Consider the following 26,159-nt stretch of genomic DNA (forward strand, 5'->3'; position numbering starts at 1 on the left):
TGATGATTCGCCCCTCGAAGATGCGGGTCGTCTGTGCCGGATTTCTCCGGACGCGACGGATAAATTCACAGTCAAGGAAGAGGCGTTTACAGTGCCAAATCTGCCAGATCACCTGGTACCTGAGGAATTTGCCGGTAACGAATGGTTCGTCGAAGAACAATATGAACGTTATCAGCAAGACAAAAATCTCGTGGATCCTTCGTGGTGGCCCATTTTTCAGTCCATTGATAAGGCCCTTCAAGGAACTCCGACGGCCTCCGCCCCGGTAACAGCTACCCAAAAAGCCGAGGCGATACCTTCTGCTCCAGCCGCTGCAGCATCTATTACTACCCCGGCACCTCAGCCTGCCGCACCAACAAAGTCGGCAGCATCACCCGCTCCTAAAACCTCATCAAAGGCAGAAAACGTGGAACCTGTAGAAGATAAAATTGTGCCCTTACGCGGACCGGCTAAAGCTGTTGCCGCCAACATGGAAGACTCGCTCACTGTTCCAACCGCTACGACGGTGCGCGCGGTACCAGCTAAACTGCTGATTGAAAACCGTTCTGCCATCAACGCTTATTTGGCTCGAACCCGCGGCGGCAAGATTTCTTTCACGCACATCATTGGGTACGCCGTTATTCGTGCGCTCGCTGCCATGCCTTCAATGAACGTCACCTACGGTCATGATGAAAAAGGCAAACCGATTGCTATTCACAATGCGAACGTGAACTTCGGTCTGGCTATCGATCTGCCCCGCCCTGATGGCTCCCGCAACCTCGTGGTTCCGAATATCAAGGGTGCACAGACCTTGAGCTTCTTGGAGTTCTGGCAGGCCTACGACGATATCGTCAAACGTGGTCGTGCAGGTCAGCTTGGGCTGGAAGATTTCCAGGGAACTACGGTTACTCTCACGAACCCTGGCGGTATCGGTACCGTACACTCTGTTCCTCGTCTTTCGAAAGGGCAGGCCGCAATTATCGGTGTGGGTGCTCTTGAATACCCTGCTGAGTTCCGCGGCGTGGCGGAGACGATGGCAGCCCAGCACGCTATTTCCAAGATTATTACCCTTACGAGCACCTATGACCACCGCGTTATTCAAGGTGCTGGTTCCGGCGAATTCCTTAAGATAGTAGAGAGCTACCTCTTAGGCGCCGAAGGATTCTATGACGAAATCTTCCAGGCTATTCAAATTCCCTTCGAACCTGTTCGATGGAGCCAGGATAATCAGGTTAATCCTGATACTGAGGTTTCTAAGGTCGCCCGCATTCAACAGCTTATCCACGCGTACCGCGTGCACGGTCACCTTATCGCCCGCACCAACCCAGTGGGCTACCAGCTACATTCAAACCCCGATTTGAACGTAGAAAGCTACGGTCTGACTCTGTGGGATCTGGATCGAGTATGGCCTACGGGAGGGTTTGGCGACAAAGAACAGCTTCCTTTGCGTACTATTCTGGCGCGTCTACGTGAGGCATATGCGGGTACTCTCGCGGTCGAGTACATGTACATGGAAGACCGTAAAGCCCGTGAATGGTTCCAAGAGAAGCTGGAGCATGGCTACAGCAAGCCTAGCCGCGAACGTCTGATGCATGTTCTGGAGAAGCTTGTTGAGGCCGAGGCCTTTGAGACCTTCCTGCAGACCAAATACCTGGGTCAGAAGCGTTTCTCACTCGAAGGCGGAGAGTCGCTCATCCCCCTGCTGGATGCGATCATCAACAAAGCGGCAGATAATAATATGCACGGGGTCGCCATCGGTATGGCGCATCGTGGCCGCCTCAATGTTCTGACCAACATCGCAGGTAAGTCTTACGCCCAGATTTTCCGTGAGTTCAGCGGTACTGCGGCACCATATGAAGGTGGTTCTGGCGATGTGAAATACCACCTTGGCACCGAGGGCACGTTCACCTCTACCTCAGGCAAGCAAACTCAGGTGTATTTGGCTGCTAATCCTTCACATTTGGAGGCTGTTAACACCGTTCTGGAAGGCATCGTGCGCGCCAAGCAGGATGTTCTTAACGACCAGGGTATCGAAGGTCATCCCATTCTGCCCATCTTGATTCATGGTGACGCCGCGTTTGCCGCACAGGGTATCGTCATGGAAACCTTGCAGATGGCTAATCTGCGTGGCTACACTACCGGCGGTACCGTACACATCGTGGTGAATAACCAGATCGGCTTCACAACATCTCCGAAGGATGGCCGTACCGCCACCAACGCAACCGATATTGCTCGGATGACCAAGGCGCCTGTCTTCCACGTAAACGCCGATGACCCCGAGGCTGTAGTTCGGGCAGGTCGTCTCGCATTCGAGTACCGCGAGCGCTTCGGCCGCGATGCCGTAATTGATTTACTCTGCTACCGTCGCCGTGGCCACAACGAGGCTGATGACCCGTCGATGACTCAGCCGAAGATGTACCAGGTGATCGATAATATGCCTTCGACCCGCACCAAGTATGCAGAGGCTCTGGTGGGTCGCGGCGATATCACCCAGGAAGAAGCGGATGAGGCATTGAGTGCATACCACTCGAAGCTGGATGCGATCTTCAGTGAGACCCAAGCGGCCGTACCCGCTCCCGAGACCCCCAATGTTGCTGGGCTTGAGCTGCCTGCTTCTCAGCAGAGCACCGAAATTGTTCATGGCGGTAACACCGCGATCTCTCGCGATACCTTCGAGCACATCGCAAAAGCATTCGGTGAAGTTCCCGAGGGTTTCACGGTTCACAAGAAGCTCAAGAAACTGTGTGAACAGCGTGTTGAGATGGGCACAAACGGCAAGGTCAATTGGGGCATGGGCGAGCTTCTGGCCTTTGGTTCTCTGCTCATGGAAGGCACCGATGTGCGTATGAGCGGCCAAGACGTTCAACGCGGTACCTTCGTGCAGCGTCACGCGGTGCTGCATGATCATCTCACCGATGACGAATGGTCACCGCTGCAGCATCTCTCGGATCATCAGGGCAAGCTACGTATCTACAATTCACTCCTGTCTGAGTACGGTGTCATAGGCTTCGAGTATGGATACTCGGTTGAACGTCCCGATTCGATGGTGGTGTGGGAGGCCCAGTTCGGTGACTTTGCTAACGGTGCCCAGACGATTATCGACGAGTTCGTGTCATCGTCTGAACAGAAGTGGGGTCAGCGTTCTTCGCTGGTTCTTCTGCTCCCCCACGGTTATGAGGGGCAGGGCCCGGACCACTCATCAGCACGTATAGAGCGGTACCTGCAGTTGTGCGCTGAAAACAATATGACGGTTGCTGTGCCTTCTACCCCGGCATCGTATTTCCACCTGTTGCGTCGTCACGCACAGCACCGCCCGTATAAGCCGCTTGTGGTTATTAGCCCTAAACAGCTCTTGCGTTTGAAGGCTGCCTCATCCTCAATTGAGGACTTCACGGAGGGGTCGTTCCAGCCCGTTATTGGCGATCGTTCCGGTGTTACTCCGGCTCAAGTTGAGCGTGTAGTCTTTGTCTCTGGTCGTCTCTACTACGATCTTGAGGCTGAGCGTGCAAAGCGCGGTGATACGAAAACCGCTATCGTCTCCGTTGAGCAGCTTTACCCCCTGCCCGAGGCAGAGATCAAGGCGCAGCTGGATTTGTACTCGAACGCCACCGATATTGTATGGGCACAGGATGAGCCCGCTAACCAGGGTCAGTGGCCGTTTATGGCTTTGAACCTGCTGCCACTTATTGACTACCGGATGCGTTTGGTTTCCCGCCCTGCGTCGGCATCTCCCGCAGCAGGTACGGGTAAACGCCATGCCGCTGAAGCTGAGGCACTGATGAAGCAGGTCTTCGAAGGCTAAATCCTTTGTGGGGTAAAGCCCCATCACAACCGTAGCTTCACAGCGAGTTTTATAACTCGTGCGATTGTGGAAGACTGTAGTGATGGGGCTTTTCCTATGCCTCAAGTGGATTTTTCATCACGATTGGATCAAAAATTTTCGAGGAGTTCGAAAACATAACTCGAACACCTTATGCTTAAACAAAAGGACAGAGCGTTTACGTACTGCAGACGCAAGATATCAACGGAAGAAAGAACCCCGTGGAGCAACGCAATATTCGACTTGTAGCGGTTGGAGACGACCTGCTCGCCGGTGTTGGTGACCCCCGCACCCTAGGTTGGTTTGGTCGCGTGATGGCACGTACCCCGCAAACTAGTGCATCCATTTCAGCCTATAATCTCGCCGCCCCGAATGAAGGAAGCGAGCAGCTGAGCACTCGATGGTTTGATGAGGCACGCCGCAGGTTCCTTCCCGGTGCCGATAATCGTTTGGTTATAGCTCCCTCAACTTTTGACATTGATTTGGGACTCACTAGTGCACGTTCACGCTTGAATCTTGCCAATATGGTAGACATGGCGTCTCAGAACAGCATCCGTGTACTTGTGGTGGGTCCTCCCCCGACTCTCGACCCGGAGCGTAACCGTCGCATCGCTGATCTTTCGGCGGCTTATGCAGATGTAGTAACCCGCCGTAATCACGTGTATGTCGATACGTTCAACCCTCTTTTGCACCACGAACAATGGCGCAATGATCTGGCCGCTAATGATGGGCGTCCGGGGCAGTCTGGATACGGTCTCATGGCGTGGCTTGTGCTCCACCGCGGTTGGTACAGCTGGCTTAACCTTCCCGAGCAGTAAGATCTTACGCAGACAGAGTATCTAGATCTCCATATTTTTCGCATCAGCCTGTTGGTAAGATGCATTCAAGCCGTTTCTATGAAAAAATAGACGGCGTTGCCCTATGCGTTTAAGCCTGTGCTAAGACTCGGGGCGGTTAGTATAGAGCCTTGCTGGCTTTCTTTGAGCAGAGGTTCACAATTCTGAAGGAGGCTCCTATGAGCAAGCGCGGTCGTAAGCGCAAGGACCGTCGTAAAGGCGGCGCAAACCACGGTAAGCGCCCCAACGCATAAGGTATCTTGCTATACGTAAGCCCCGGTGGTCTTTCACCGGGGTTTTGCTTTATCGAATTATCTGGCCTTTCAGCTAATAATCGTGCTGCGGATACTGGGAATAATTCATTCGAGCGAGCCGTTACATTCCCCGAAGCCTCACACGAAGGTATGCTGTACACAGACCCCCGAAAGTCATTACGCGACAGAAAAGAGCACCTATGAGCGAGTCCAACGCCGCAGAAGCGACGGCGACTCTCACACCTCGTGAATTACGTGAGCGCTTCACTGCAGATGCCATGCAATACGTCGATCAGCTTTATGCCGCTGCCTTACGCATGAGCAGGAATTCGGCAGACGCCGAAGACCTCGTTCAAGAGACGTATACGAAGGCCTTTGCCTCTTTTCACCAGTACAGGCAAGGTACCAATCTCAAGGCGTGGCTGTACCGTATTCTGACCAATACGTACATTAATCTGTACCGTAAACGCCAGCGAGAGCCACAGCAGGCACATACGGAATCCGTCGAAGACTGGCAGTTAGCCCAAGCGGGCGCTCATGATGCTTCAGGGCTACGCTCAGCCGAGATGGAGGCTCTGGATGCGCTCCCGGACACCGAAGTACGGCAGGCTCTCGCCTCACTCACCGAAGACTTCCGCATGGTGGTGTACTACTCCGACGTCGAGGGGTTCTCATATAAAGAGATCGCCGAGATTATGGATATTCCATTAGGAACGGTCATGTCGCGGCTGCACCGCGGACGCCGCATTCTGCGCGAAAAATTACTGGATTATGCTCGCGAAAATGGTTTACGCCCTTCGACTATCGCAAAGGTCGAAGCAAAAGCGGCGAAGAAGAAATAGGCTCAGTTTTATAAACTCGGAAGAAAGGAGTCTGCTATGGAAGAGCAAACACCCGAGAATAGCACGGCACTTACCGAAGATTGTGGCGGCAACCCCTGTTCCACAACACTCAAAAACCTTTATGAATATCTTGATGGCGCTCTCACCGCTGAGGAAATACAAGAAATTCAGAGGCACCTTGATGCTTGCTCGCATTGCACCGAAGCGAAGGATCTTGAGGTCCTTTTGCGTGCGAAGATCAAATCTTCGTGTGACGAGCAGGCGCCTGAATCCCTCAAAGCCAGGCTTTTGGAACATATTGATGAATTTTGTTCGGCGAGTGCCTAAGCCTTCACCGCCTTTGGTCTAAGTTCGCGGCATACTACGGCGAGGAGAAAACTCGACTACCGGGTTTCTCCTCGCTATTCTTCTATAAACCCGCATAATATTGTGTGTTCACCGCGAAAAATGATACACCGTTTTACCTGGATTCTCACCCGTTTGGGGTACCCACCCGGTAGAATGGTTGAAGTGTATGGGCGCGAAGAAGAGCGTCCTCAGGTACAGAGAACCGGCGAGTTCCAGCGCAAACACCAGACAGATTATGGGAGGCAGAGAGTTATACCGATGAGCGAATTGAGTACGGCGCAAAATACCATGGCACATGCATGGGAAGCCCCCACGTACCGGGGTGCGCCTGGGATGAGCGCACGGATGCGTATCCCCGGTTCCAAATCGCTCACCAACCGTTACCTGCTCCTCGCGGCTCTTGCTGATTCCCCTTCACGGTTGCGTGCTCCCCTACACTCGCGAGACTCAGCCCTCATGATTTCCGCTTTAGAGGCACTCGGAGCCCAGTTCGAGCGTATCGAGACAGGTTCGGAGTTTGGTCCTGATCTTCTCATAACCCCTCTAGACCGTGCTCCGTCTCCCTCGACAGCAAAGATTGATTGCGGGCTTGCGGGAACGGTCATGCGTTTCGTACCGGCTCTTGCTGCTTTGCTTCCGGGTGAGTACAACTTTGACGGTGATCCACACGCCCGCAAACGGCCGATGGCGGCGCTCTGCAATGGTCTGCGTCAGCTGGGGGTGCGTATTGAACGATCGGGCGATGATTCCGTAGATACCTTGCCTTTCACTCTGCATTCCCCCGGACTTGCGGCCGCATCCGGTACTCCCGCAGAAATCTTTATTGATGCTTCGGCTTCCTCGCAATTTGTATCTGCTCTACTCTTGATTGCGCCTAGGCTTCCTCAGGGGTTAACGATTCGTCACCGGGGAAACGCCGTGCCTTCGATACCTCATATTGAGATGACCCTGCAGACCCTCCGTGACTTGGGGGTACGCGCCGAAGCCGTTGCTGATGAATACGCCTGGCGTGTATTCCCAGACACTATTTCCGGGTTTGATGTCACGGTTGAACCGGATCTTTCTAACGCTGGTCCTTTCCTTGCAGCTGCGATGGTAACGGGCAACTCAGTGACTATTCCCGATTGGCCCGCTCCTACAGCAGACGGTTCCCCCGGAACAACGCAGGGAGGTGATGAGTGGCGTACCATTCTGCCCCGTTTAGGCGGTGCCGTTGAATTCTCTAATGGTTCGCTCACAGTCACCGGGCCCGAAGATATAACCCGGCTTTCCGGGGTCGAGTTTAACCTACAGACTGCAGGCGAACTCGCGCCTACAGTTGCCGCTCTCGTTGTGCTTCTTGACTCCCCAAGCACTCTCACTGGCATTGGGCACCTGCGTGGGCATGAGACTGACCGCCTCGCGGCTCTCGTCACTGAGATTAACCGTTTGGGCGGGCTTGCCGAAGAAACAGCCGACGGTATTCGCGTTCTTCGCCCCGTTCGACGTCTGCCTCAAGACTCTCCTGTGACGGTACAGACCTATGAAGACCATCGAGTAGCAACGTTCGCGGCGGTTATTGGACTTCACGAACCCGGAGTGCGCATCGAAAACGTTCAGACAACCGCAAAAACACTCCCACAATTCACAGCGCTTTGGCAAAAAATGCTTTCGCAATGGAAAGGAGCGCGCTCGTGAATCCATCCCGAAACCGGTCTTTCGACGAGTGGGATGAATCCGACGTTCGAGTTCGCCCCAATAAAAAGGGTTCTCGACCCCGCACTAAGGAACGCCCCCGGTACAAGCACGCTATACGCGGTCGCGTCGTCACCGTCGATCGTGGTCGGTGGTCAGTAGTTGTCGATGAAGGCACCCCACAGGAGCGGACTCTTATCGCGGCACGGGCACGCGAATTGCGCCGTACCCCCATTGTCACTGGAGACTTTGTGGATGTAGTCGGAGATATATCCGGCGCAAAAGACACCCTAGCGCGCATCGTTCGTTTGGGAGAGCGTTCTTCGGTACTGCGCCGCAGCGCCGATGACACAGATACAACCGAACGTGTGGTGGTGGCCAATGCGAACCAGCTGGTCATTGTGGTTGCTGCTGCGAATCCCCAGCCGCGCACAGGTTTTATAGATCGAGCCGTCGTCGCTGCATATGATGCCGGGATAGAGTCTATTTTGTGCATTACAAAAACCGATGTTTCTCACCCGCAGCAACTACTCGATTATTACAGTGCCTCCGGGCTAAAAATTGTACTCTCGGGGTCAGCTGACGGTCGAGCCCCCAGTGAGTCTGGGGCCGAGGGTCTTCTGCATGCCCCCGTTCATAAGCTTCTCGAAGAGCTTGTGGGTAAGGTATCTGTGCTTCTCGGGCATTCGGGGGTAGGTAAATCTACTTTGGTGAATGCACTCACTGGTGCGGACCGTGCGACTGGGCACGTTAACGCCGTTACGGGGCGGGGTCGTCATACATCTTCGTCAGCTCTCGCCTTACAGCCCGTATCCACGCCTGAGCTTCATGTACCACCCGGAACCTGGATTATCGATACTCCGGGTATACGTTCTTTTGGACTGGCTCATGTTCCGCCGGAGCAGATTGTACAAGCATTCCCCGATCTGGCTCCTGGCGAGCAGGACTGCCCTAAGGGCTGTCATCATGCGGCTCAGGCGGTAGATTGCGGTATAAATACTTACGTGCAGGCGGGTAAAGCGGGGGCCAGTGGCGCGGCGCGTTTGGATTCGCTGCGAAAACTTTTGCAGGTTGTTCCTGATGAAGAAGCTGATTCCGATAAAGAGCTTGGGGCACTCGTGTAATCGCTCGTATCCTGTACATAAGTTCCTAAGACCACACACGGTAACATTTGACGACTGATGAGAGATTCATGAACTTTACGACGTCATACACTGATGATTTGAGGCTGGCGCATATCCTGGCGGATAACGTGGATCGCGTCAGCATGTCCCGGTTTAAAGATCGGTCTTTTACCGTGGAACACAAAAGCGACGGCACTCCAGTGACCGAGGTGGATCGTGAGGTCGAGGAACTTCTGCGTGCACAGCTCTCGCGGGTACGCACACGCGACGGTATTATCGGTGAAGAGCTAGGCTCAACAGGTACGGCTGCCAGGCAGTGGGTTATCGATCCTATTGATGGTACGCAGAATTTTGTGCGTGGTGTTCCGGTGTGGGCCACACTCATCGCTCTCCTCGATCAGGGTAAACCGGTTATGGGTCTTATATCTGCCCCGGCGTTACAGCGACGGTGGTGGGCTGCACAGGGTACAGGTGCATACGCTGGTAAATCGCTAACTCAGGCTACACGACTTCAGGTTTCGAGTGTCCCCACGCTCTCTGGAGCCTCGCTCTCCTATGCCGAGTTCAAAGGATGGGAGGGGCTGGGGTTCGAGCAGAGTTTTCTCTCACTAGTCCATGCGGTTAACCGTTCCCGTGCCTATGGTGATTTCTGGTCATATTGTCTGGTGGCCGAAGGGGCTGTTGATATTGCTTGTGAAGCTCAAGTTGCGCTCCACGATATTGCCGCGCTAGTTCCGCTTGTGCATGAAGCAGGCGGGACCTTCACAACAGCAGCTGGTGACGATGCAGTAGCTACAGCGCAGGCAGAAGGTACCGCCAGTACTTTGGCTACTAATGGGACCTTGCATCGTTCTGTGATAAGCCAGCTTACGCCCGAGTAACCATTCGGACCCTGTGGTAAGGGACGGCGAAGCCCCGGCGGGCCACCAGATTTATGTGTGATAATCCCATCGGGGCTTTTATACAGGCTTTGGCTTTGGTGCACGGGTAAATATGCACGTGTTGGCAGGCTAATTTCTAGGAAATCGCAAGAAGGTAGAGGAAGAAGTTTCCAACTATTCCTAAAGCTCCTAAGGCTCCCATGACGATGCCAAGGGAGGCAAAGGCGCGCATCCTGCCCGTCATGGGGGTAATACGTCCTTTGTTCACAGTAAAGGAAAAAATCCCCAGCCATATTGATATAACTATAGGTACCAACGCTAGAAGCATGGTATTTGAGATTGTCGTAAATTCATAGGCACCATAGCCCATAGAGTCGTAGTCGTCGTGGAGTATGGCGATCCCCAGTACCTGAAAGCCACTAAATCCGGTAAGTATGAGTCCACAAAGCGAAGCAGCAAAAGAACCTATCGAGTAGAAATATCCAGGTCCGCGAATTTCGCCGGTAGGTTCCCCGTAAGGTCGCCTGTCCTCGGGTGGAACCTCATATTGGCGAGGAACCCTACGGTAGCCAAAGTCGTAGGCGGCAGCCACGTTTCCAACTGGGGGTACGGCTTGCTGAGCCTGAGGATGAGACGCTCCATCCGTTGCTGAAGCATAAGCTGCCAATGGCGCGTCTGAAGCTGCAGAATTCTGCATATCGTGACCCTCCTGTAGCGTTGGAGGTTCGGCTTGAGGATACGATGCCTGAGGTGTGTTTGAATCTGGCATAGGATCCTGTCGCGGGTTTTCTGTCATCTTTTTCTCCATACGCGCTGAGTCTTCTTTCTTGATATTACGTTATTCCGGGCTGAAAATCATGCTCTTGCGGCTTTAGCCGTTGTATACTTCCCATATTTTGTTCGGCGCGAAAAAGGTCAAATATAACTGAGCCGCCCACCAGCGATTCTGCTTGTGGGCGGCTCAGTTATCAGGTTTGGGTTTTAGTTCCCTGCCCCTTTAAGGGCTTTTGTGGAGATGCGGGGAATCGAACCCCGGTCCGATGTGGCTTCAACAGGGCTTCTCCGTGCGCAGTTTGTGAAAGCGCTATTTCTCGGCTCCGATGTTTGCACAAACACTTACATCGACAAACCTATTCGTAATAAAAGTCCCACCAGCCCCTACGACGAGGGCTAACAGCAGTGGCCTTTTAAGTCGATGCCGGGTTCTGAGCCAAAGGCATGCTCAGACCGACAGACTGCAACTCGCGCTTAGGCAGCGAGTGCGAAGTCAGTGCGCTTAGATTTTGCACTTATTTTTTTGCAGAGGGCGTTAACGAGATAACCCTGCGTCCTCGGCACGCTTCACCCATCTCAACCCACATCGTCGAAACCGATCATCCCCCTATACTTTTATCAAAAAGCACCATCTACAAACGTTCTCTGCATTGCCCTGAATGCACACAGTACCGCTCGCAATGGTAACGGTTAACTATATCAGAGGGTCTGTCTCTACACAACCACCAGGTTCTTTTACTACCAACACACCAGCATTATTTTACTTATGCACAAGGGCACAAGGGGGCGGAACACATCCGTAACGAGATGCTCCGCCCCCTTCATTCAGCGAAAAACCGCTCCCTGCCGCTACTGAGCAGGAACAGTCATACGGCTATCGGGGTTATCCCCCACCTGGCAGACCTTGTTGCCGTTACCATCCGGAGTACCGACCTTCTGGCATTCCTGAAGAGTCTGCTGCCCCAGCACAAAAAGGATAGTCGCGATAATAGCTACGATGACACTCACGCCACCGGTAATAATACCGGCGATGGACATTCCCTTACCCTTGCCCAGCTGACGTGACTGGCGAAGCCCCAGAGCGCCCAAAACAATAGCGCCAATACCGAGCAGACCTCCGACGATGAACCATCCGCTCACAATGGCAAGCACACCAAGTACCAAGGAAATAATTGCCATAACCGGAGCGGCCTGCGAGGGACCGCCTGCGTTCTGAGCATTTGCGTCAAACTGAGAAGAACCGTAGGCGGGCTGCCCATACTGCCCCTGCTGGTTCTGGGCACCATAATAGTTTTGATTCTGACTTGTGTATCCCGAATTTACAGCTTGGTTCTGGTATCCGCTCGTCTGCGAGTAAGAATTCTGTTGGCCGTAGCCCTGCTGAGCATTTTGCTGTGCAGGTTGGGAACCAGAAGTTCCGTAGGGGGCCTGCTGCTGTGGCTGAGCGTAGGAAGAATTTCCGTTATAAACAGATGATCCGCTCTGCTGCGTCTGAGCAGAACTCTGACCGTAGCTGTTCTGCTGTGGAGATCCCTGTTGCTGGGCGTTCTGGTATCCCGCAGAATTTTGGTAATTCTGTGCCGAATTACTATTCTGCTGGCCAGAGTTCCCCTGCTGAGAGTAATTCCGTGATTCCTGGGTCGGCTGATATTGGTTGTAACCTTGTGCCGAATTATAACTCTGCTGTGAGGCGTAGCCCTGTCCTGAAGCATTCTGCCCAGTCTGCGAAGAATGCTGGGGTGCAGAATGCTGTTGCTGCCCCGAAACCATGTTCGAGGAGCTAGAGTACTGCGTGTTATAGGAGGGCTGCCCCGCTGATGGAGTAGGCTGCTGATTTTGTGCCTGGCCACCGTAGAAAAGATGCTGATTGCCCGAGCCCTGTTGCGGCTGCTGAGGGTACTGCTGCTGGTATGAGTTCTGAGCACCATTGCCCTGATAGTTCCCCTGCTGGGAACTATTATTCTGGGGAGCCTGCCCCTGATATTGCTGTTGCGCTTGTGAATCCTGATTTTGAGAATTCTGATCTTGACCAGGCTGTTGCGACTGCCCTTGCGGCTTGTTCTGACCGTAAAGGTTTTCTGACATGCTTTGCTATCCTTTGTCTTCGGTGAGGCCGTCGGTTATCCCGGCGTTATTGCTGAGTACCAACTTTCATTATACGAACTTTTATATCGAAAACCATTGGTTACAACACCCTAAACTTCATAAAAATTAGGATGCTCTATCTCACCTATTCCACTATCCTTGAAACACAAACGTGTGGGGTGGGTAGCTCAAAAAGCTACCCACCCCACACGACGAACAATATACTTGGCTACCGAACAGAAGTAGTCCCATCGGTACGGACAGTCATCTGCTGTCCATTAATTGAGCAGGTGACAGAGCCGTCACTATTCTGTACACCAGTATTCTTGCAGTCCTGAACCATCATCAAGGTGATAATGACAAAGATAAGAACCACGGCTGATAATATAAAGCCGATAGCACTAGTAACAACACCACCGATAGCCATACCCTTACCACCGCCGGTACCTTTGCTGACCTTACGGAGCGCAATAATGCCAAGGATCAGACCTACAAGGGCAACAACGATAGTGACGAAGCTTAAAGGGATAGCCCCAACTATACTCACAATACCCAACACCAGCGAGGCAATCGCCAAGCCAGCAGGGAGCTTCGTCGGAACGTAACCGGAGTAAGTATTTCCTGCAGGCGCAACGGGTGGCGCAGCAGGAACAAATTTCGGTTGCTCGGGCTGTCCTTCAGAGCGACCGGGTGTATTCTCAGACATAAAACTCCTCCATATTTCTGTCTGTTGTGTTGTCGCATACTTACACGTCCCATCGAGTAAATACGCGTTTATGTCTTGTTAGTAAGTATATCCTACATATGCATTAATGGTGCAGATTTCTAGCTAAAACAGCTAAGTCTTGATGTCCCCTAATGGCAGTGTTTCAGAGGCATCAACCAGTAACGCCCAACTCATCTAGCCTAGATAACTATCCCAAGTTGCGGTACCGCATAGCACGTGCCGCCTCCAAATTATCCTGCCTCTCACGCAGCGCCTGACGCTTATCGTACTCACGTTTACCTGTTGCCAAGGCAATCTCAACCTTCACACGCCCACCGCTAAAATATAGCTTGAGGGGCACCACTGTATACCCGGTTTCTTTAAGTTTCTGCTCTAACCGGTTAATCTCTGAACGATGCAGTAACAGCTTACGGCTGCGGCGTGCCGAATGATTCGTCCACGTACCATAGCCATACTCAGCAATATGAATACCTTCCAGCCAGAGTTCGTGATCCTTCACATGGCAGAACCCGTCAGTGATAGAGGCTCCCCCGTCGCGCAGAGATTTCACCTCTGTTCCTAAAAGAACCATGCCCGCTTCATAGGTGTCGACAATATTGTAGTTATGTCGTGCTTTCTTATTCTGCGCGATAATCGAGTTATTCGGGTCCGTTTTAGAGCCTTTTTTCTTTTTCTGAGCCATGATATTCCTTATGTTTAGCCTTCGTTAACACGGCGACCGGAGGCTCGCCAACGAATGCCCTCTTCAATAAATCTGTTGAGTCCCCCATCAAGCACGCTTGATGTGTTGCCTTCCTCATATCCGGTACGCAGATCCTTCACCATCTGGTACGGATGGAGCACGTAGGATCGCATTTGATCGCCCCAGCTTGCTTTAATATCACCCGCCAGCTCTTTCTTTTTGGCGTCCTCCTGCTCTTGACGAAGCATAAGTAAACGCGATTGCAGCACGCGCAGAGCCGCAGCCCGGTTTTGAATCTGCGATTTTTCATTCTGCATTGACACGACAATACCCGTCGGAATATGCGTCATACGCACCGCTGAGTCCGTTGTATTGACGGATTGACCACCCGGCCCAGAGGAGCGAAATACATCAACCTTAATCTCAGACTCGGGGATCTCAAGCGCATCGGTCTGCTCGATCAGAGGAATAACTTCAACCGCAGCAAATGAGGTTTGCCTGCGCCCTTGATTATCAAATGGAGAGATACGTACTAGCCGATGGGTGCCCGCTTCAACAGAAAGGCGGCCAAAAGCGTAGGGCGTGTTGACCTCAAAAGTTACGGATTTCAGCCCTGCTTCTTCAGCATACGAGGTGTCCAGCACCTTCGTCGGATAGCCATTCTTTTCAGCCCACCGCAAGTACATGCGCAAAAGCATCTCTGCAAAATCTGCCGCATCCACACCACCCGCGCCTGAACGAATCGTTACAACAGCCTCACGCTGATCATACTCACCAGAGAGCAACACCAATACTTCAAGTTCATCCAGCTTCTTCCTCAGCTCTTTACACTCGGCTTCAGCCTCCGCCAATAGGTCCTCTTCGGATGATTCATCTTCGGTCTGTGCCAGCTCGACCATGACCTCAACATCATCAATACGAGACGCTAAGTTCGTTAGACGATTCAGTTCAGCTTGCTTATGGGAAAGCGCGCTTGTTACCCGTTGAGCGTGCTCAGGATCATCCCAAAGCTCAGGTGCTGAAGCTTGCTGAGACAGGTCTTCAAGAGCGCACTTGATACCCTCAAGGTCACTCACCGCAACAATTGAGGCGTATATGGAACGCAGATCCTTAATCTCAGCCGAAAAGTCGAAAGATGCCATAGCATTTAAGACTAGCGTGAATCAGGCGGAAAGTCCCGCCGAATTACCTTACAACGCTACAGGCGCATTTACTTTTCGTCCTTCTGTTTCTGGTGGATGCGGGCGCGAGCCTGAGCCTTCACCTCAAAACCATCAGGAACCACAGCCGAAACGATCGGAGGATGAATCCTAGCACGTAACGTGACATGAACAGTACGGTCATCGCTAATCTGCACCGAGTCTACTTGCAAGTTCACGAATTCGTGAGAAGCTCCACTCTCCTCCAGATATTTAGCAGCAAGCTGCCTAGCTCGAGCGTTGTCTGCAGAGTTATCGGAATATTCCGAGAATCCATGCTCTATAGTTCGTGCAATGGAAATGGCTTGCGCATCCGCAAGGTCTTCGAGTCTGTGGGTTTGTACGTGAGCACCCGTGACCGCTAAAGTCACTGATGCTATCAACAGTACCAGAGCGCACATACCAACGATGAGTGGACTAATGCTCCCCTCATCGTTATCACCGTCACGGCTCTGAACGGCATGAATATACGAAACTACCATCTAATTTTCCTTACGGAGTTTCCCGGAAAGCGGATGAAGTAGCAGAGCCTATCTCAGCCTGTCCCCAAGTCACTGATTGTGAGGATACCGGGATAACGCTTGCGCCGAGCCCCTGCGGAATTAGGGGAAGGTGTGCATTTACCTGAACCTGGACTCTAATACTCTCCCGCGCGCTACACGACCCTGAACAGCTCAAAGATACCGAGATATCAGATTCTGCAATCCCAAAATCGCGTGCCACAAGCGCACTCAAACGTTGAGCCTGTTCCTGCGACATTGAAGTCTCAGGCGGCAGCTCCTGAATATATTGAGCTATCTGCGCGCTTGCGGCGTGCGCCCCCAAGATCGAAGCCTGCACTGAAAAAATCGTCAAGACCCCATACATGATAGGGAGCAGCAACGTAACACCGAGCCCGAGAAATTCAACAATTGCACTCCCGCGCTCATGTTCATGATCGGTATTCTCTGAATCCTCTGTACGAGCCCGCAAACGCAGTGCCAAATTTCTAAGACTGAATATACGCAGCATGACCACTCACCGAAATAGAACCTGGGAACCCCCACGGTCCCAGTACGGGCAAAGGAGCGGTAATGTGAACCTCAAGAATACGAATTCCAGACGGATCAACATACACCGACGTATGAACATCTTGCGCATAACTCTCAGGCAAGTTCCCCCGAATAATCTGCTCTGCTCGTTCCCGACCTTCCTCAGGGGTGCGATCATACAGCGTGCCGTAGCGAGCGCCCGCGCTTGCCGCATCCAATAGAATATTGCGCATGTAAAACGCATAGGAAACCTGCAAAATTGCGACGGTCAGCAGTACTAAGAGAGCAGAAACCATCACGAACTCGGTACTGGCATCCCCTCGTTCTGATGGCGGTGCTGCAAGCTCTTGTTCTTGATGTCGGCTCATACGACTAGGGACGAATAAGCGCGATAGCATCGTTAAACATCTTGATCAAAGCTGGTTGGGCAATAGCTAAAATCGCGGCGACCAAGATGGCGCTCATCATGGTAATCATGACCCATCCGGGTACATCTCCGCGTTCTGGGTCGTCTTGCAAGCCTCTATAAGAGGTAAGCAGGAAAGCAATACCGGGAACAGACAGAAACAACATACGAAGTCGAGTAAACATAGTATTTTCCTTATGTGATTGGACTGTTATGGAACCCACCTTAACGGCGAGGTTATGATGTGCTAAAACGCAAGTTTCATCAGTGAAAGACCGGGGAAAATCGCAAAGACTACGGTCAAAGGCAGAATTAAAAATACGACAGGCGCCAACATGGCGATCTCCTTTTTCCCGGCTACTTCGAGAAGCTCGCGTTTCGCGTTGTCGCGCACATCTTGGGCCTGTGCCCGTAGAACATCTGCCAAAGGAGTACCGCGTTCAATAGCTACGGCTACACCATCGACAAATCGGCTAAGGGCTGGAATTTGTGTACTCTGTGCAAATTCGTTGAGTGCCGCCAGTAGGCTGGATCCGGCTCGCGTTTGCGCAAGAATATCGTTAAATTCTCGGGCCAATTCCCCGCGGGAAGTACGGCAAATGCGCTCCAGGGAAGCAAGAGCAGATTCACCCGCAGCCACCGAAAGCGCCATCATCTCTGCAAGCGCGGGAAACTCCGCAATGAGCTGTTTCTCACGACGTACAATAATCTGGCCCAGCCACCAGTCTCGCGCCAGAAAACCGGTAACACCACCCAGGATAATGAGCATCAGACCGCTCCAGAGTGACAATTGGTTTTCCAACAGCCCAATAACGCTCAATACTCCTAAAAGGGCCACCGAACTAACCGCCCAGAGGATTTGTTCGGCACGAAAAGCACTTACAGTCTGATCAATTCCCGCGCGGCGCAAGCGAGCAGCAAGGGCTTCGTCCCTAGACTCTGTAGAACGTACCCGCCCTAGGAACGACTGCATCATAGGTTCCAGGAACGAATAAAGGGCATCTAAAACGCTAGTTCCTGAGGCCTGATTCTCACGGTGCAGGGATTCGCGTATCGAAACGGAGCGCATCTGCGGCGCAATACGTTCTCCAAAGTTCGGCCCACGTCTCTTACGCAATGAAGATGCTATGAGCATTACACCAAACGCGAAGAAAAGCCCGAAGATAATAGCAAAGTTCATGCAAAAACCCTCCTTTCTTGAGGTAGCGCCCCGATACGGAGCATGATGCGGTACGCGATTACCGACAGTCCAGCACCCGCGAACATAAGAACGAAACCGGCAAAAGAGTTATAAATATTTCGAACCGCAGGCTGTGTGGCCATCAGCATCAGTACTACCCATGGAGCAACACAGGCCAACCGGGCGGCGTTGACAGTCCAAGATTGGCGTGCTTGAAGTTCTGCTCGGGTACGCGCATTTTCTCGTAAGAAATTACTCAATGTGCCCAGTAGTCGTCCCAAGTCACTGCCGCCGACTTCACGTGCTATTTTGAGTGCTTCAACGATATTATCGGCGACTGGATCAGCAACATATTCCTTAAGCCGATTCAAGGAAGCTACAAAGTCACCGGTTGCACGATAATCCGATCCAAAACGTGCAAAAGCCTCTCGAAGTTCATAAGGTCCGCGGTATGAAAGCTGGATAAGAGCCTCTGGCAGTGAAAGCCCAGCACGAATAGCCGATCGTAAGTGATCAACGGCATCCGGCCAGAGCTGCCAGAGCTTACCCTCACGTACTTTCGCACGGTGATTTACGACCACGCGAGGCATGATGAAACCACCTCCCATCCCTAGGAAGGCGAAACTCCACAGCCCGGTCAGAGCGAAAAGAAGCACTCCTGCTAAAACCCCACTGAGGATACTCACTCCGGTAAAAGCCGAGGGAGTAATAGTGTGCATCCCAGCTTTACGAAGAGTTACCGCTATCTTCGGTTCCCGTCCAGTCTTGACGGCTCCTTGCGGCATGCTCCAGCATGACCACCATACGAGGAAAACCCCGATCCCCATTGCTAAGCCATAGATAACACCCATTAGCGTCCCACCTTTGCTGCTGCTAATACTTGATCGGGCCGGTGTCCGGCGCGAACCCATTTTTCGGGTGTTGGGATTTCTAAGGCTACGCACACCATTTCACCTTGTTGACGGGTAAAAAGCGGTGACATCTCAATGACGCCGTCTTCTACACGACCGCCCAGCATATAGATCTCTTCTACCTGACGATGCCCGTGGGCGTCGCGGCCACAATGAATTACGAGGTCGAAACAGCTCGCTACGGTGGGCACCACGAAGGCGGATGAGATGTTGTCTCCTGCCAGCAACGGAAGAGTACAAATTTTAGTGACTGCATCCCGTGCAGAATTCGCGTGAATAGTACACATACCCGGTAAACCCGCGTTAAGAGCGATGAGCATATCGAGGGATTCCGCTTCGCGGACCTCGCCAATGAGTAGTCGATCCGGTCTCATACGCAGAGCCTCTTTGACGAGGCGGCGAAGAGCTATTGCGCCTTTACCCTCTAGATTAGGCTGTCTGCATTGCATTCCCACGACATCACGCAGAGGAATAGAAAGCTCAAAGATTTCTTCACAGGTCACCACCCGTTCACGCGGCGGTATAGATGCTGCCAAACAATTTAGCATTGTGGTTTTACCCGCTTGAGTAGCCCCGGACACTAAAATATTGACTCCGCTTTCGACAGCAGCGTGTAAAAACGATGCGGCTCCCGCGCTCAGGGAACCAAGCTTTACGAGGTCGGGAAGACGTTTGGCGCGCACCACAAATTTACGAATGTTGAGGGAGGTGTGGGCTCTCGTAATATCGGGAATCACGGCGTGCAGACGAGATCCATCCGGTAACGAAGCATCGACGAAGGGAGATGATAAATCGACACGTCGTCCCGAAGGCTTAAGCATACGTTCCAAGAGCTGTTGAATAGCCTCATCGCTAAGGTGCAGCCCTGTCAGTTCACTCTCGCCAGCACGAGCCACAAAGATTTCATCGGGTGAATTGATCCAGATTTCTTCGACCTCTTCATCATCAAGATAAGGCTGAAGCGGGCCATATCCGCAGAGATCGTTACGCAGTCGATGGATAATCTCTTCGACGTTCTCAAGAGGAGGAAGGGAAGCGCGTACCATCCGTCTTTCGTAGGCGGAAACAGTACTTCTAATGAGCCCTTCGACGGCATCCTGTGACGTGTAAGGGTCAAGGTCTCCGTCGCGAATCGCATCACGGATCTCGGCATCGAGCAGAGAATAATAATCTGGCACGACAGCAGATCTCGGGGTCTCCATTGATGTTCTCCCGGTGAAGTTTAGTGTGGTTGGTATTCTCAACGCTCTCTTAAATCAAAAATTTCGCGTTGATGTCACAATATATCCACTGGAAAACATTCACCAAAACTACATATATTTTATGCGTAATGTTCCTCGAATAATTTCTGACTCTCCTGCTAAGACTTATAGGGCTGTTAATTAATGTTTAGACGGGGTGAGGGGGAGAACAACCGTTACGGTTGTTCTCCCCCTCACCCCGTCTAAACATACTAGAAACCAGGTGTACTAGCCACGAATCATCTTGACCGCATCCTTGATGTCCCCGTCGAAACTTAAATTACCGTGGTCAAGTACTACACCGCGATCACATATCTGCGACACTAGGTCGAGGTCATGACTTACGACAACCAGAGTCTTGCCCGCTTGGATGAGCTCTTGAATCCTTGCAATACATTTCTTCTGGAAAGGTTCATCGCCAACCGCCAGAATCTCATCCACCAAGAAAATATCTGGGTTAGTATGCACAGCTACCGAAAACGCAAGACGCAGGTACATACCGGATGAATAAAACTTCACCTCGGTATCAATAAATTCCTCAATTTCAGAGAATGCCACAATATCGTCAAAGGCATCTTCAATCTCTTTTTTGGTCATACCCAGAATAGCGCCATTGAGGAATACATTATCGCGCCCCGTGAGGTCGGGATGAAAGCCTGCACCCACCTCAATAAGGCCCGCGATTTTACCGCGGTTGAGAACCTGCCCGCCTTCAGGCTGCATCACACCGGAAATCAGCTTCAAAAGGGTTGATTTACCGGAACCATTGAGCCCCAAAAGTGCCACACGTTCACCCTGTTTTACATTCAGAGTAATACCATTGAGAGCGTTAAACTTCTCAGACAGGTCACCTTTACGCCCCTTCATAAGCCATACAAAGGCTTCTTTCATAGAACGCGTATGACGCAGCACAAAGCTTTTAACGAGCTCATCGACTTGAATAACAACCGGAGCATTCGGATCAATCTCAGGCAGATCTATTTTCTCAATCTTCACAAGAATCAGAGCTCCTGAGCGAAGTTGCCCTCAAACTTACGGAAGAGCAAATCGCCGATTAGAACGGTCAGTAAGGAAATACCAATACCTACTGGGGTCCAGAAACTAAACAGATGCGGAACAATCTCAGCAAAATGTCCCGACTTTTCGAGGTCTGCCGTAGGGCGCCAAAAACCGTAGTGGAAAAGTTCAACCGCAACGGTCAGCGGGTTCAACATAAACACGTTGAAAACCCACGGATATAGAGTGTCACGTACCATGGTCCAGGAGTACAACACCGGAGAGAACCATGTTGCTACCATCAGAAGCATATCAACGATATTCTCGGAGTCGCGGAAGAACACGTTTGCTACACCAAAGATGAGTCCCAGGCCGTAGGACAGAAGCATCACGATAGCCATCCCGGCAAAAATCGCGGCAATATTGCGCAGCCCAGGCCGCCACCCCGCAAAGAAGCAAGCGATGAGCATCACCACGATTTGGGGTATGAAATGTACTACCGCCACCCACACAGTTGAAAGTGAGAAGAGCTCCCTCGGAAGATAAATCTTCCGAATCAGGGCACTGTTAACCACCATCGTGCGGGCACCGTTCCCGAATCCTTCTGAGAAGAAGTTAATCACGATCATGCCCGAAAACAGGTAGATCGCATAGTTGTGCATTCCTCGTTCCAAGCCTAAGAATAAGCCCATGGCAACATAGAACACGCCGAACTGGACGCCCGGCTTAATGTAAGACCACAGGATCCCTAGAACCGAGCCACGGTAGCGAACCTGGATTTCCTTATCAACCAGTAGCCTCAAAAGGTACCGATTACGAATGGCATCCAGGATTCCCCGCCCGCGGCCGGGGGCTTTCAAAGGTTCATCGTGCAAAGTGCTCATCGCTTAAGTTCAGACTCCGTATGCTTTGCAAAAGTTTCTGCCCATGCATCATAGGAAGCGACATCGGCTGCAGCATCTTGATACCGCTTGCGCAACTGCTCCCAATCTTTAATGATCTTCGCGTGCAATCTGGTAGCGTGAATCAGCTTTGACCGCAGCTGCTGGGGATCACGGCGATACCAGAACAATCCGGTTCCCTCCGCGTTCGTGGCCAGTGCTGAATCAAACTTAGACAGCGTCCACCAGTTAGTTTCTCCGTAGTTAAGTTGAATCTGCGGATGTTCTTTCGCTTCATCATCTACGGGTTTGAACAGCTGACGTGCAACCGTTCTTGCGGTCCACGGCACAAGTTTCTTATATCCCGGTGACTTGAAATTGCGGCGGCCGCGGAAAGGCGGCTTCTTCGATTTAACTGTGGGAAAGTCGTCCACATTCGGCTTCATCTGGGATTCCGGGTACTCCCCCGCCAACTGACGAATTACCGGTAAACGAGCCGAAAGCGACTCATGCAGGTGCTCCGGTCCGGCCAGCAAATCTTCCAGCGCCATGAGGCGGCCTGCTTGAGTGTAATACTGCATTGACAACGTGTGCTTGACGTCCAAGAACATGGAGTCAACCAGCACGCGGCCACCCTTATCGAAGGGAGAATGCAACAGCGCGGTAATTAGGCGGTTACGTTCATGATAGTAAGCCTGCCAGCCCACCGAGTCATCCTTATCGGTCCATGAAACGTGCCATACACCTGCTCCAGGGAAGGACACTGTAGGGATACCAGCAGCCTTCGCGCGCAAGCCATACTCAGCGTCATCCCATTTAAGGAAAAGCGGTAACGACAGGCCGATCTTGCGGATTACCGAAGTTGGGATAAGGCACATCCACCAACCGTTATAATCCACGTCCACACGACGATGCAGCCAGTGCGTGCTGCGCAGGTTGCTGCGGCCTAAGTCGTGACCCATCGCCATATCCTCGTGAGGCTTCGCGTAGAAGTTACGCCACGGATCAACGACTTCGCCGAATGCATGAAGTACCGAGCGATCGAACATATCGAACATGTGCGCACCCACGATTGTGGGGTCTTTGCAATAGTTCGCGAAAGTCACCATGCGCAAAACTGCTTCTGGCTCCACGATCACGTCGTCATCAAGCAGAAGCACATAATCGCTGCCGTTCTTGACTGCCTCGAACATACCGCGTGAGAAACCACCGGAACCGCCTAGATTCCCCTGGTTAATGATGCGGAACTTACCAGCAAGAGGCTTAACGACCTCCTCGAATTCTTCGTGATCCTGCACCTTCGAACTGCCCTGATCAACAATCAGGAACTCGTGGACAGCATCAAAAATTTCGGGGCTGTTGCCAAGCGTGCGAATATTGTCAATGCAATAGTCGACTTTGTTCATGGTTGTAATCTGAACCGTTGCTTGACCGGACTGAACGTCGGCACGGGGCTCAATATTACCTAGCCAATTAGCCTCAACCAGTTCAAGATCTTCAGTTCCAGAAAGATCAAACCAATACCAACCGCCATCGCCGAAAGGCGCTAGGGGCAGGGTAAAGATTGATGTTTCGTCCCCCGAAAGGAGCTTTGCATCCACACGCTGAATAACACCACGCCCGTTGGATTTGTATACGATCACCATGCCTTCGCCACGGGTTTGGACGCTCAGTACGACCTCTTTAAGATCGGTCCAACGGCGCCAATACGATGCTGGGAACGCATTGAAATAGGTGCCAAATGAGAGACTTTGCCCGGGATTAACGTTGATGGAGCGACGACCGATAAGGCCTTCAGCTGCGGTTCGGTTAGCAGCTATATTAGCGGCGCTTTGTTCCTGTACCTGCGCCGCCTCTGTAATACTCGTGGTAGCGTCACCATCAATACGGGTTGGCAGCTGAACGCCAGCGGCTACGCCAGCATCCACATACAGGGGTACCACGTCGGTTTCAACCGCGCTAGGGAAAATAACGCGCTGCAGGGTTTTCAGAGTTTGAGTTTCAGCCATAATTATGCGTCAACTCCACCAGATTCAATCTTGGCACCCTGTGCAAAATGCGGACGAATCTTGTTATCAAACATCGACAGCGCCGCGCCGATCGCCATATGCATATCGAGGTACTTGTAAGTACCCAGACGACCCCCAAAAAGAACGTTCTGCTCGCCCTTTGCCAGATCGCGGTACTTCAAAAGTTTTTCACGGTCTACAGAGGTATTTACCGGGTAATAAGGCTCATCGCCCTTATTTGCAAAGCGTGAGTATTCGCGCATAATAACGGTTGCATCCTTGGTGTAATCACGCTCGGGGTGGAAGTGACGGAACTCGTGAATACGGGTAAAAGGAACATCCGCATCAGGATAGTTCATCACGGAACAGCCCTGGAAATCTTCAATCGGCAGAACTTCTTCTTCCAGATCAATGGTGCGCCATGAGAGGTCGCCCTCTGCATAATCGAAGTAACGATCGACGGGACCGGTGTAAACCACAGGAATCTGCCCCAGAACCTTCTCACGAGAATACTCATGATCATCCGAGAAGAAGTCCGTATTCAGACGAACTTCAATATTCGGATGCGCCGCCATGCGTTCCAGCCACGCTGCATACCCGTCGACCGGTAGACCTTCATACTTATCGTTGAAGTAACGGTTGTCGTAGGTGTACCGCACAGGCAGACGCGAAATAATGGATGCAGGCAGTTCCTCCGGCGGGGTCTGCCATTGTTTGGCGGTGTAGTGTTTAATAAAGGCTTCGTACAGTGGGCGCCCAATGAGTGAAATACCTTTGTCGTTGAGGTTTTGCGGGTCGGTACCTGCCAGTTCGCCAGCTTGTTCTGCGATGAGCGCCTTTGCTTCCGCGGGAGAGTAAGCAGCGTTAAAGAACTGGTTAATGGTGCCCAGGTTGATAGGCATGGGGTACACAATACCATTGTGACGAGTGTATACACGGTGCACGTAATTGGTGAACCCAGTAAATCGGTTTACATATTCCCAGACACGCTCGTTGGAGGTATGGAAAAGGTGAGCACCATAGCGGTGCACCTCAATACCAGTCTGCTCTTCATTCTCGCTGTATGCATTACCGCCGATATGAGAACGACGATCCAGCAGAACGACCTTCAGGCCCAATTCGGTCGCTGCCTGTTCTGCAATGGTCAGACCGAAAAGGCCGGATCCGACAACCACGAGATCCGCAGTCATTATTTACTCCTGTATATCATGGGAACTCGCGTTATATCAGCGAATTCACCTGCCGTAGACGCCCTGTGCAAGGGAGCCAATTTTGTTGTGTTTACGGCATACGCTGCCACTGACACAACGATTTTAGTCATTATCTAAAGTTACCCGATAACACCGTCAGTTGCATATTTTCCCGGTACAGCAGACTGAGGTTTACCCTACAACGCACACGGTATAAGTGATAATTCCGAAATTCGAGTGTACCAATCCTATCGAAGAACCGGGCTGAGGTATACGGAGTGTCTCAACTTTTGGTTCAAACTGCACGTCTATGCAACCTCTCTCCGAGACAATCACGCGAGCCTGCACATCACGTAATATTTCCGGTTTTTCGCCGTTATTACCGGTAAATTTCCAAAATATCTGTGGATAACCTGCTCATCACATCTGAATCTCACACGTTATCCACAGAACCACGACAAAGCGGTTGAAAGCACATGGCATACCGACTGATATAGAAATATGAAACTTCGGCTTTTCCACACCCCTGATATCGCAGATGCAAGCGCCCAGGAGCGCTTGACTGATCACGATTTCTATCCAAGCCTCTTATCTCTTGAATGTTCCGAACAGACCTCGGGGGCACAGGTACAACACATAATTTCGCCCGCTAAAAATGCATATAGTGTCTTTTCTCCTAGCGGTGATTCCGCTCGTTTAGAAGATTGCGTGGCTGCAGCCGCACCTATGGTACATGGAGCCTGGCTCAAACCCGAGCAACCTTCCGTTGAGAGACCAGCATCAGTTAGTACTCTTTGCGTACTTCGGGGACCGGATGCGGGCCGCTCCTTCTCACTCCCTCGTGGGTTAACCGTTCTAGGTCGCTCCGAAGCGCGTAGCGGTATTTCATTCAATGATCCGTATATCAAGCCACGCCACGCCGAATTTGATGCTTCGGGTTCAGGGGTGACTCTCAGGATTCTAGAGCCAGAGGGGACTGCGAAAAGAACCGGCTCCCGTGCGCACCCAAAGCCTCAAATTCTACAGTGGAACAAACCTTTTATAGTAGGTACTTCACTGTGTGTCATCTGTCCTCCTGGAAAAGCCCCG

24 protein-coding genes and 1 other RNA gene are annotated in these 26,159 nt (G+C 52.0%); 8 read left to right on the forward strand and 17 right to left on the reverse strand.

Annotation, left to right across the window (positions count from 1 at the left end):
- The first annotated feature begins 91 nt into the window (after positions 1-91).
- The 8 genes from HMPREF3164_RS01680 (at position 92) to HMPREF3164_RS01710 (ending at position 9,758) form a co-directional block, all read left to right on the forward strand.
- A complete protein-coding gene (locus tag HMPREF3164_RS01680; protein WP_210398356.1) occupies positions 92-3,781 on the forward strand; it encodes a multifunctional oxoglutarate decarboxylase/oxoglutarate dehydrogenase thiamine pyrophosphate-binding subunit/dihydrolipoyllysine-residue succinyltransferase subunit in 3,690 nt (1,229 codons plus the stop codon).
- Between the two features lie 239 nt (positions 3,782-4,020).
- A complete protein-coding gene (locus HMPREF3164_RS01685) occupies positions 4,021-4,617 on the forward strand; it encodes a GDSL-type esterase/lipase family protein (RefSeq protein WP_013397390.1) in 597 nt (198 codons plus the stop codon).
- Between the two features lie 197 nt (positions 4,618-4,814).
- A complete protein-coding gene (locus tag HMPREF3164_RS11540; protein WP_095343185.1) occupies positions 4,815-4,889 on the forward strand; it encodes a 50S ribosomal protein bL37 in 75 nt (24 codons plus the stop codon).
- Between the two features lie 200 nt (positions 4,890-5,089).
- Positions 5,090-5,731 carry a sigma-70 family RNA polymerase sigma factor gene (locus HMPREF3164_RS01690; protein WP_004005002.1) on the forward strand — a complete coding sequence of 214 codons (642 nt, stop codon included), beginning with the start codon at positions 5,090-5,092 and terminating at the stop codon, positions 5,729-5,731.
- 36 nt (positions 5,732-5,767) lie between these two features.
- The gene (rsrA, locus tag HMPREF3164_RS01695; protein WP_004005003.1) at positions 5,768-6,058 is read left to right on the forward strand and encodes a mycothiol system anti-sigma-R factor; all 291 of its coding nucleotides are present in this window, start codon (positions 5,768-5,770) and stop codon (positions 6,056-6,058) included.
- Between the two features lie 279 nt (positions 6,059-6,337).
- The gene (gene aroA, locus HMPREF3164_RS01700; protein WP_083297312.1) at positions 6,338-7,756 is read left to right on the forward strand and encodes a 3-phosphoshikimate 1-carboxyvinyltransferase; all 1,419 of its coding nucleotides are present in this window, start codon (positions 6,338-6,340) and stop codon (positions 7,754-7,756) included.
- Positions 7,735-8,877, forward strand: coding sequence for a ribosome small subunit-dependent GTPase A (gene rsgA, locus HMPREF3164_RS01705; protein WP_070448567.1), 1,143 nt, complete (start codon positions 7,735-7,737; stop codon positions 8,875-8,877). Before aroA ends, rsgA begins: the two co-directional genes overlap by 22 nt.
- A gap of 68 nt (positions 8,878-8,945) precedes the next feature.
- Complete coding sequence (locus tag HMPREF3164_RS01710) at positions 8,946-9,758, forward strand: inositol monophosphatase family protein (RefSeq protein WP_070448568.1); 813 nt, start codon at positions 8,946-8,948, stop codon at positions 9,756-9,758.
- A gap of 136 nt (positions 9,759-9,894) precedes the next feature.
- On the opposite strand, the gene HMPREF3164_RS01715 is transcribed toward HMPREF3164_RS01710, so the two are convergent.
- From HMPREF3164_RS01715 to glf, 17 genes are all read right to left on the reverse strand, one after another.
- Positions 9,895-10,554 carry a hypothetical protein gene (locus HMPREF3164_RS01715; protein WP_246822555.1) on the reverse strand — a complete coding sequence of 220 codons (660 nt, stop codon included), beginning with the start codon at positions 10,552-10,554 and terminating at the stop codon, positions 9,895-9,897.
- Positions 10,555-10,765: 211 nt separating this feature from the next.
- Positions 10,766-11,139: a transfer-messenger RNA gene (gene ssrA, locus HMPREF3164_RS01720) on the reverse strand.
- Between the two features lie 242 nt (positions 11,140-11,381).
- Positions 11,382-12,617 (reverse strand): DUF4190 domain-containing protein, encoded by a 1,236-nt coding sequence (locus tag HMPREF3164_RS01725; protein WP_048753745.1) that lies wholly within the window; start codon positions 12,615-12,617, stop codon positions 11,382-11,384.
- 229 nt (positions 12,618-12,846) lie between these two features.
- Positions 12,847-13,323 carry a DUF4190 domain-containing protein gene (locus HMPREF3164_RS01730; RefSeq protein WP_048753743.1) on the reverse strand — a complete coding sequence of 159 codons (477 nt, stop codon included), beginning with the start codon at positions 13,321-13,323 and terminating at the stop codon, positions 12,847-12,849.
- Positions 13,324-13,531: 208 nt separating this feature from the next.
- Complete coding sequence (gene smpB / locus HMPREF3164_RS01735; protein WP_013397398.1) at positions 13,532-14,026, reverse strand: SsrA-binding protein SmpB; 495 nt, start codon at positions 14,024-14,026, stop codon at positions 13,532-13,534.
- A gap of 14 nt (positions 14,027-14,040) precedes the next feature.
- Positions 14,041-15,168 (reverse strand): peptide chain release factor 2, encoded by a 1,128-nt coding sequence (gene prfB, locus HMPREF3164_RS01740; RefSeq protein WP_048753742.1) that lies wholly within the window; start codon positions 15,166-15,168, stop codon positions 14,041-14,043.
- A gap of 68 nt (positions 15,169-15,236) precedes the next feature.
- Positions 15,237-15,707 carry a pilus assembly protein TadG-related protein gene (locus HMPREF3164_RS01745; protein ID WP_070448569.1) on the reverse strand — a complete coding sequence of 157 codons (471 nt, stop codon included), beginning with the start codon at positions 15,705-15,707 and terminating at the stop codon, positions 15,237-15,239.
- A gap of 10 nt (positions 15,708-15,717) precedes the next feature.
- Positions 15,718-16,080 carry a pilus assembly protein TadE gene (locus HMPREF3164_RS01750; protein ID WP_239653060.1) on the reverse strand — a complete coding sequence of 121 codons (363 nt, stop codon included), beginning with the start codon at positions 16,078-16,080 and terminating at the stop codon, positions 15,718-15,720.
- A gap of 133 nt (positions 16,081-16,213) precedes the next feature.
- Complete coding sequence (locus tag HMPREF3164_RS01755; protein WP_083297313.1) at positions 16,214-16,624, reverse strand: TadE family protein; 411 nt, start codon at positions 16,622-16,624, stop codon at positions 16,214-16,216.
- Positions 16,625-16,628: 4 nt separating this feature from the next.
- A complete protein-coding gene (locus HMPREF3164_RS01760) occupies positions 16,629-16,829 on the reverse strand; it encodes a hypothetical protein (protein WP_239661921.1) in 201 nt (66 codons plus the stop codon).
- Positions 16,830-16,909: 80 nt separating this feature from the next.
- Positions 16,910-17,842 carry a type II secretion system F family protein gene (locus tag HMPREF3164_RS01765; RefSeq protein WP_070448572.1) on the reverse strand — a complete coding sequence of 311 codons (933 nt, stop codon included), beginning with the start codon at positions 17,840-17,842 and terminating at the stop codon, positions 16,910-16,912.
- A complete protein-coding gene (locus tag HMPREF3164_RS01770) occupies positions 17,839-18,693 on the reverse strand; it encodes a type II secretion system F family protein (protein WP_048753735.1) in 855 nt (284 codons plus the stop codon). The genes HMPREF3164_RS01765 and HMPREF3164_RS01770 overlap by 4 nt, the downstream gene beginning before the upstream one ends.
- The gene (locus tag HMPREF3164_RS01775) at positions 18,693-19,955 is read right to left on the reverse strand and encodes a TadA family conjugal transfer-associated ATPase (RefSeq protein ID WP_048753734.1); all 1,263 of its coding nucleotides are present in this window, start codon (positions 19,953-19,955) and stop codon (positions 18,693-18,695) included. The genes HMPREF3164_RS01770 and HMPREF3164_RS01775 overlap by 1 nt, the downstream gene beginning before the upstream one ends.
- A gap of 267 nt (positions 19,956-20,222) precedes the next feature.
- Entirely contained in the window at positions 20,223-20,990 is a 768-nt protein-coding gene (locus tag HMPREF3164_RS01780; protein WP_004005021.1) for an ABC transporter ATP-binding protein, read from the reverse strand.
- Between the two features lie 5 nt (positions 20,991-20,995).
- Positions 20,996-21,874 carry an ABC transporter permease gene (locus HMPREF3164_RS01785; RefSeq protein WP_004005022.1) on the reverse strand — a complete coding sequence of 293 codons (879 nt, stop codon included), beginning with the start codon at positions 21,872-21,874 and terminating at the stop codon, positions 20,996-20,998.
- On the reverse strand, positions 21,871-23,880 hold the full coding sequence (locus HMPREF3164_RS01790) for a glycosyltransferase (protein ID WP_070448573.1): 2,010 nt from the start codon (positions 23,878-23,880) through the stop codon (positions 21,871-21,873). The genes HMPREF3164_RS01785 and HMPREF3164_RS01790 overlap by 4 nt, the downstream gene beginning before the upstream one ends.
- 2 nt (positions 23,881-23,882) lie before the next feature.
- Positions 23,883-25,070, reverse strand: coding sequence for a UDP-galactopyranose mutase (gene glf, locus HMPREF3164_RS01795; RefSeq protein WP_004005025.1), 1,188 nt, complete (start codon positions 25,068-25,070; stop codon positions 23,883-23,885).
- Positions 25,071-26,159: the final 1,089 nt, after the last annotated feature.

The sequence above is a fragment of the Rothia sp. HMSC08A08 genome (assembly GCF_001808385.1).
In the GTDB taxonomy this organism is placed as follows: Bacteria; Actinomycetota; Actinomycetes; order Actinomycetales; family Micrococcaceae; genus Rothia; species Rothia dentocariosa.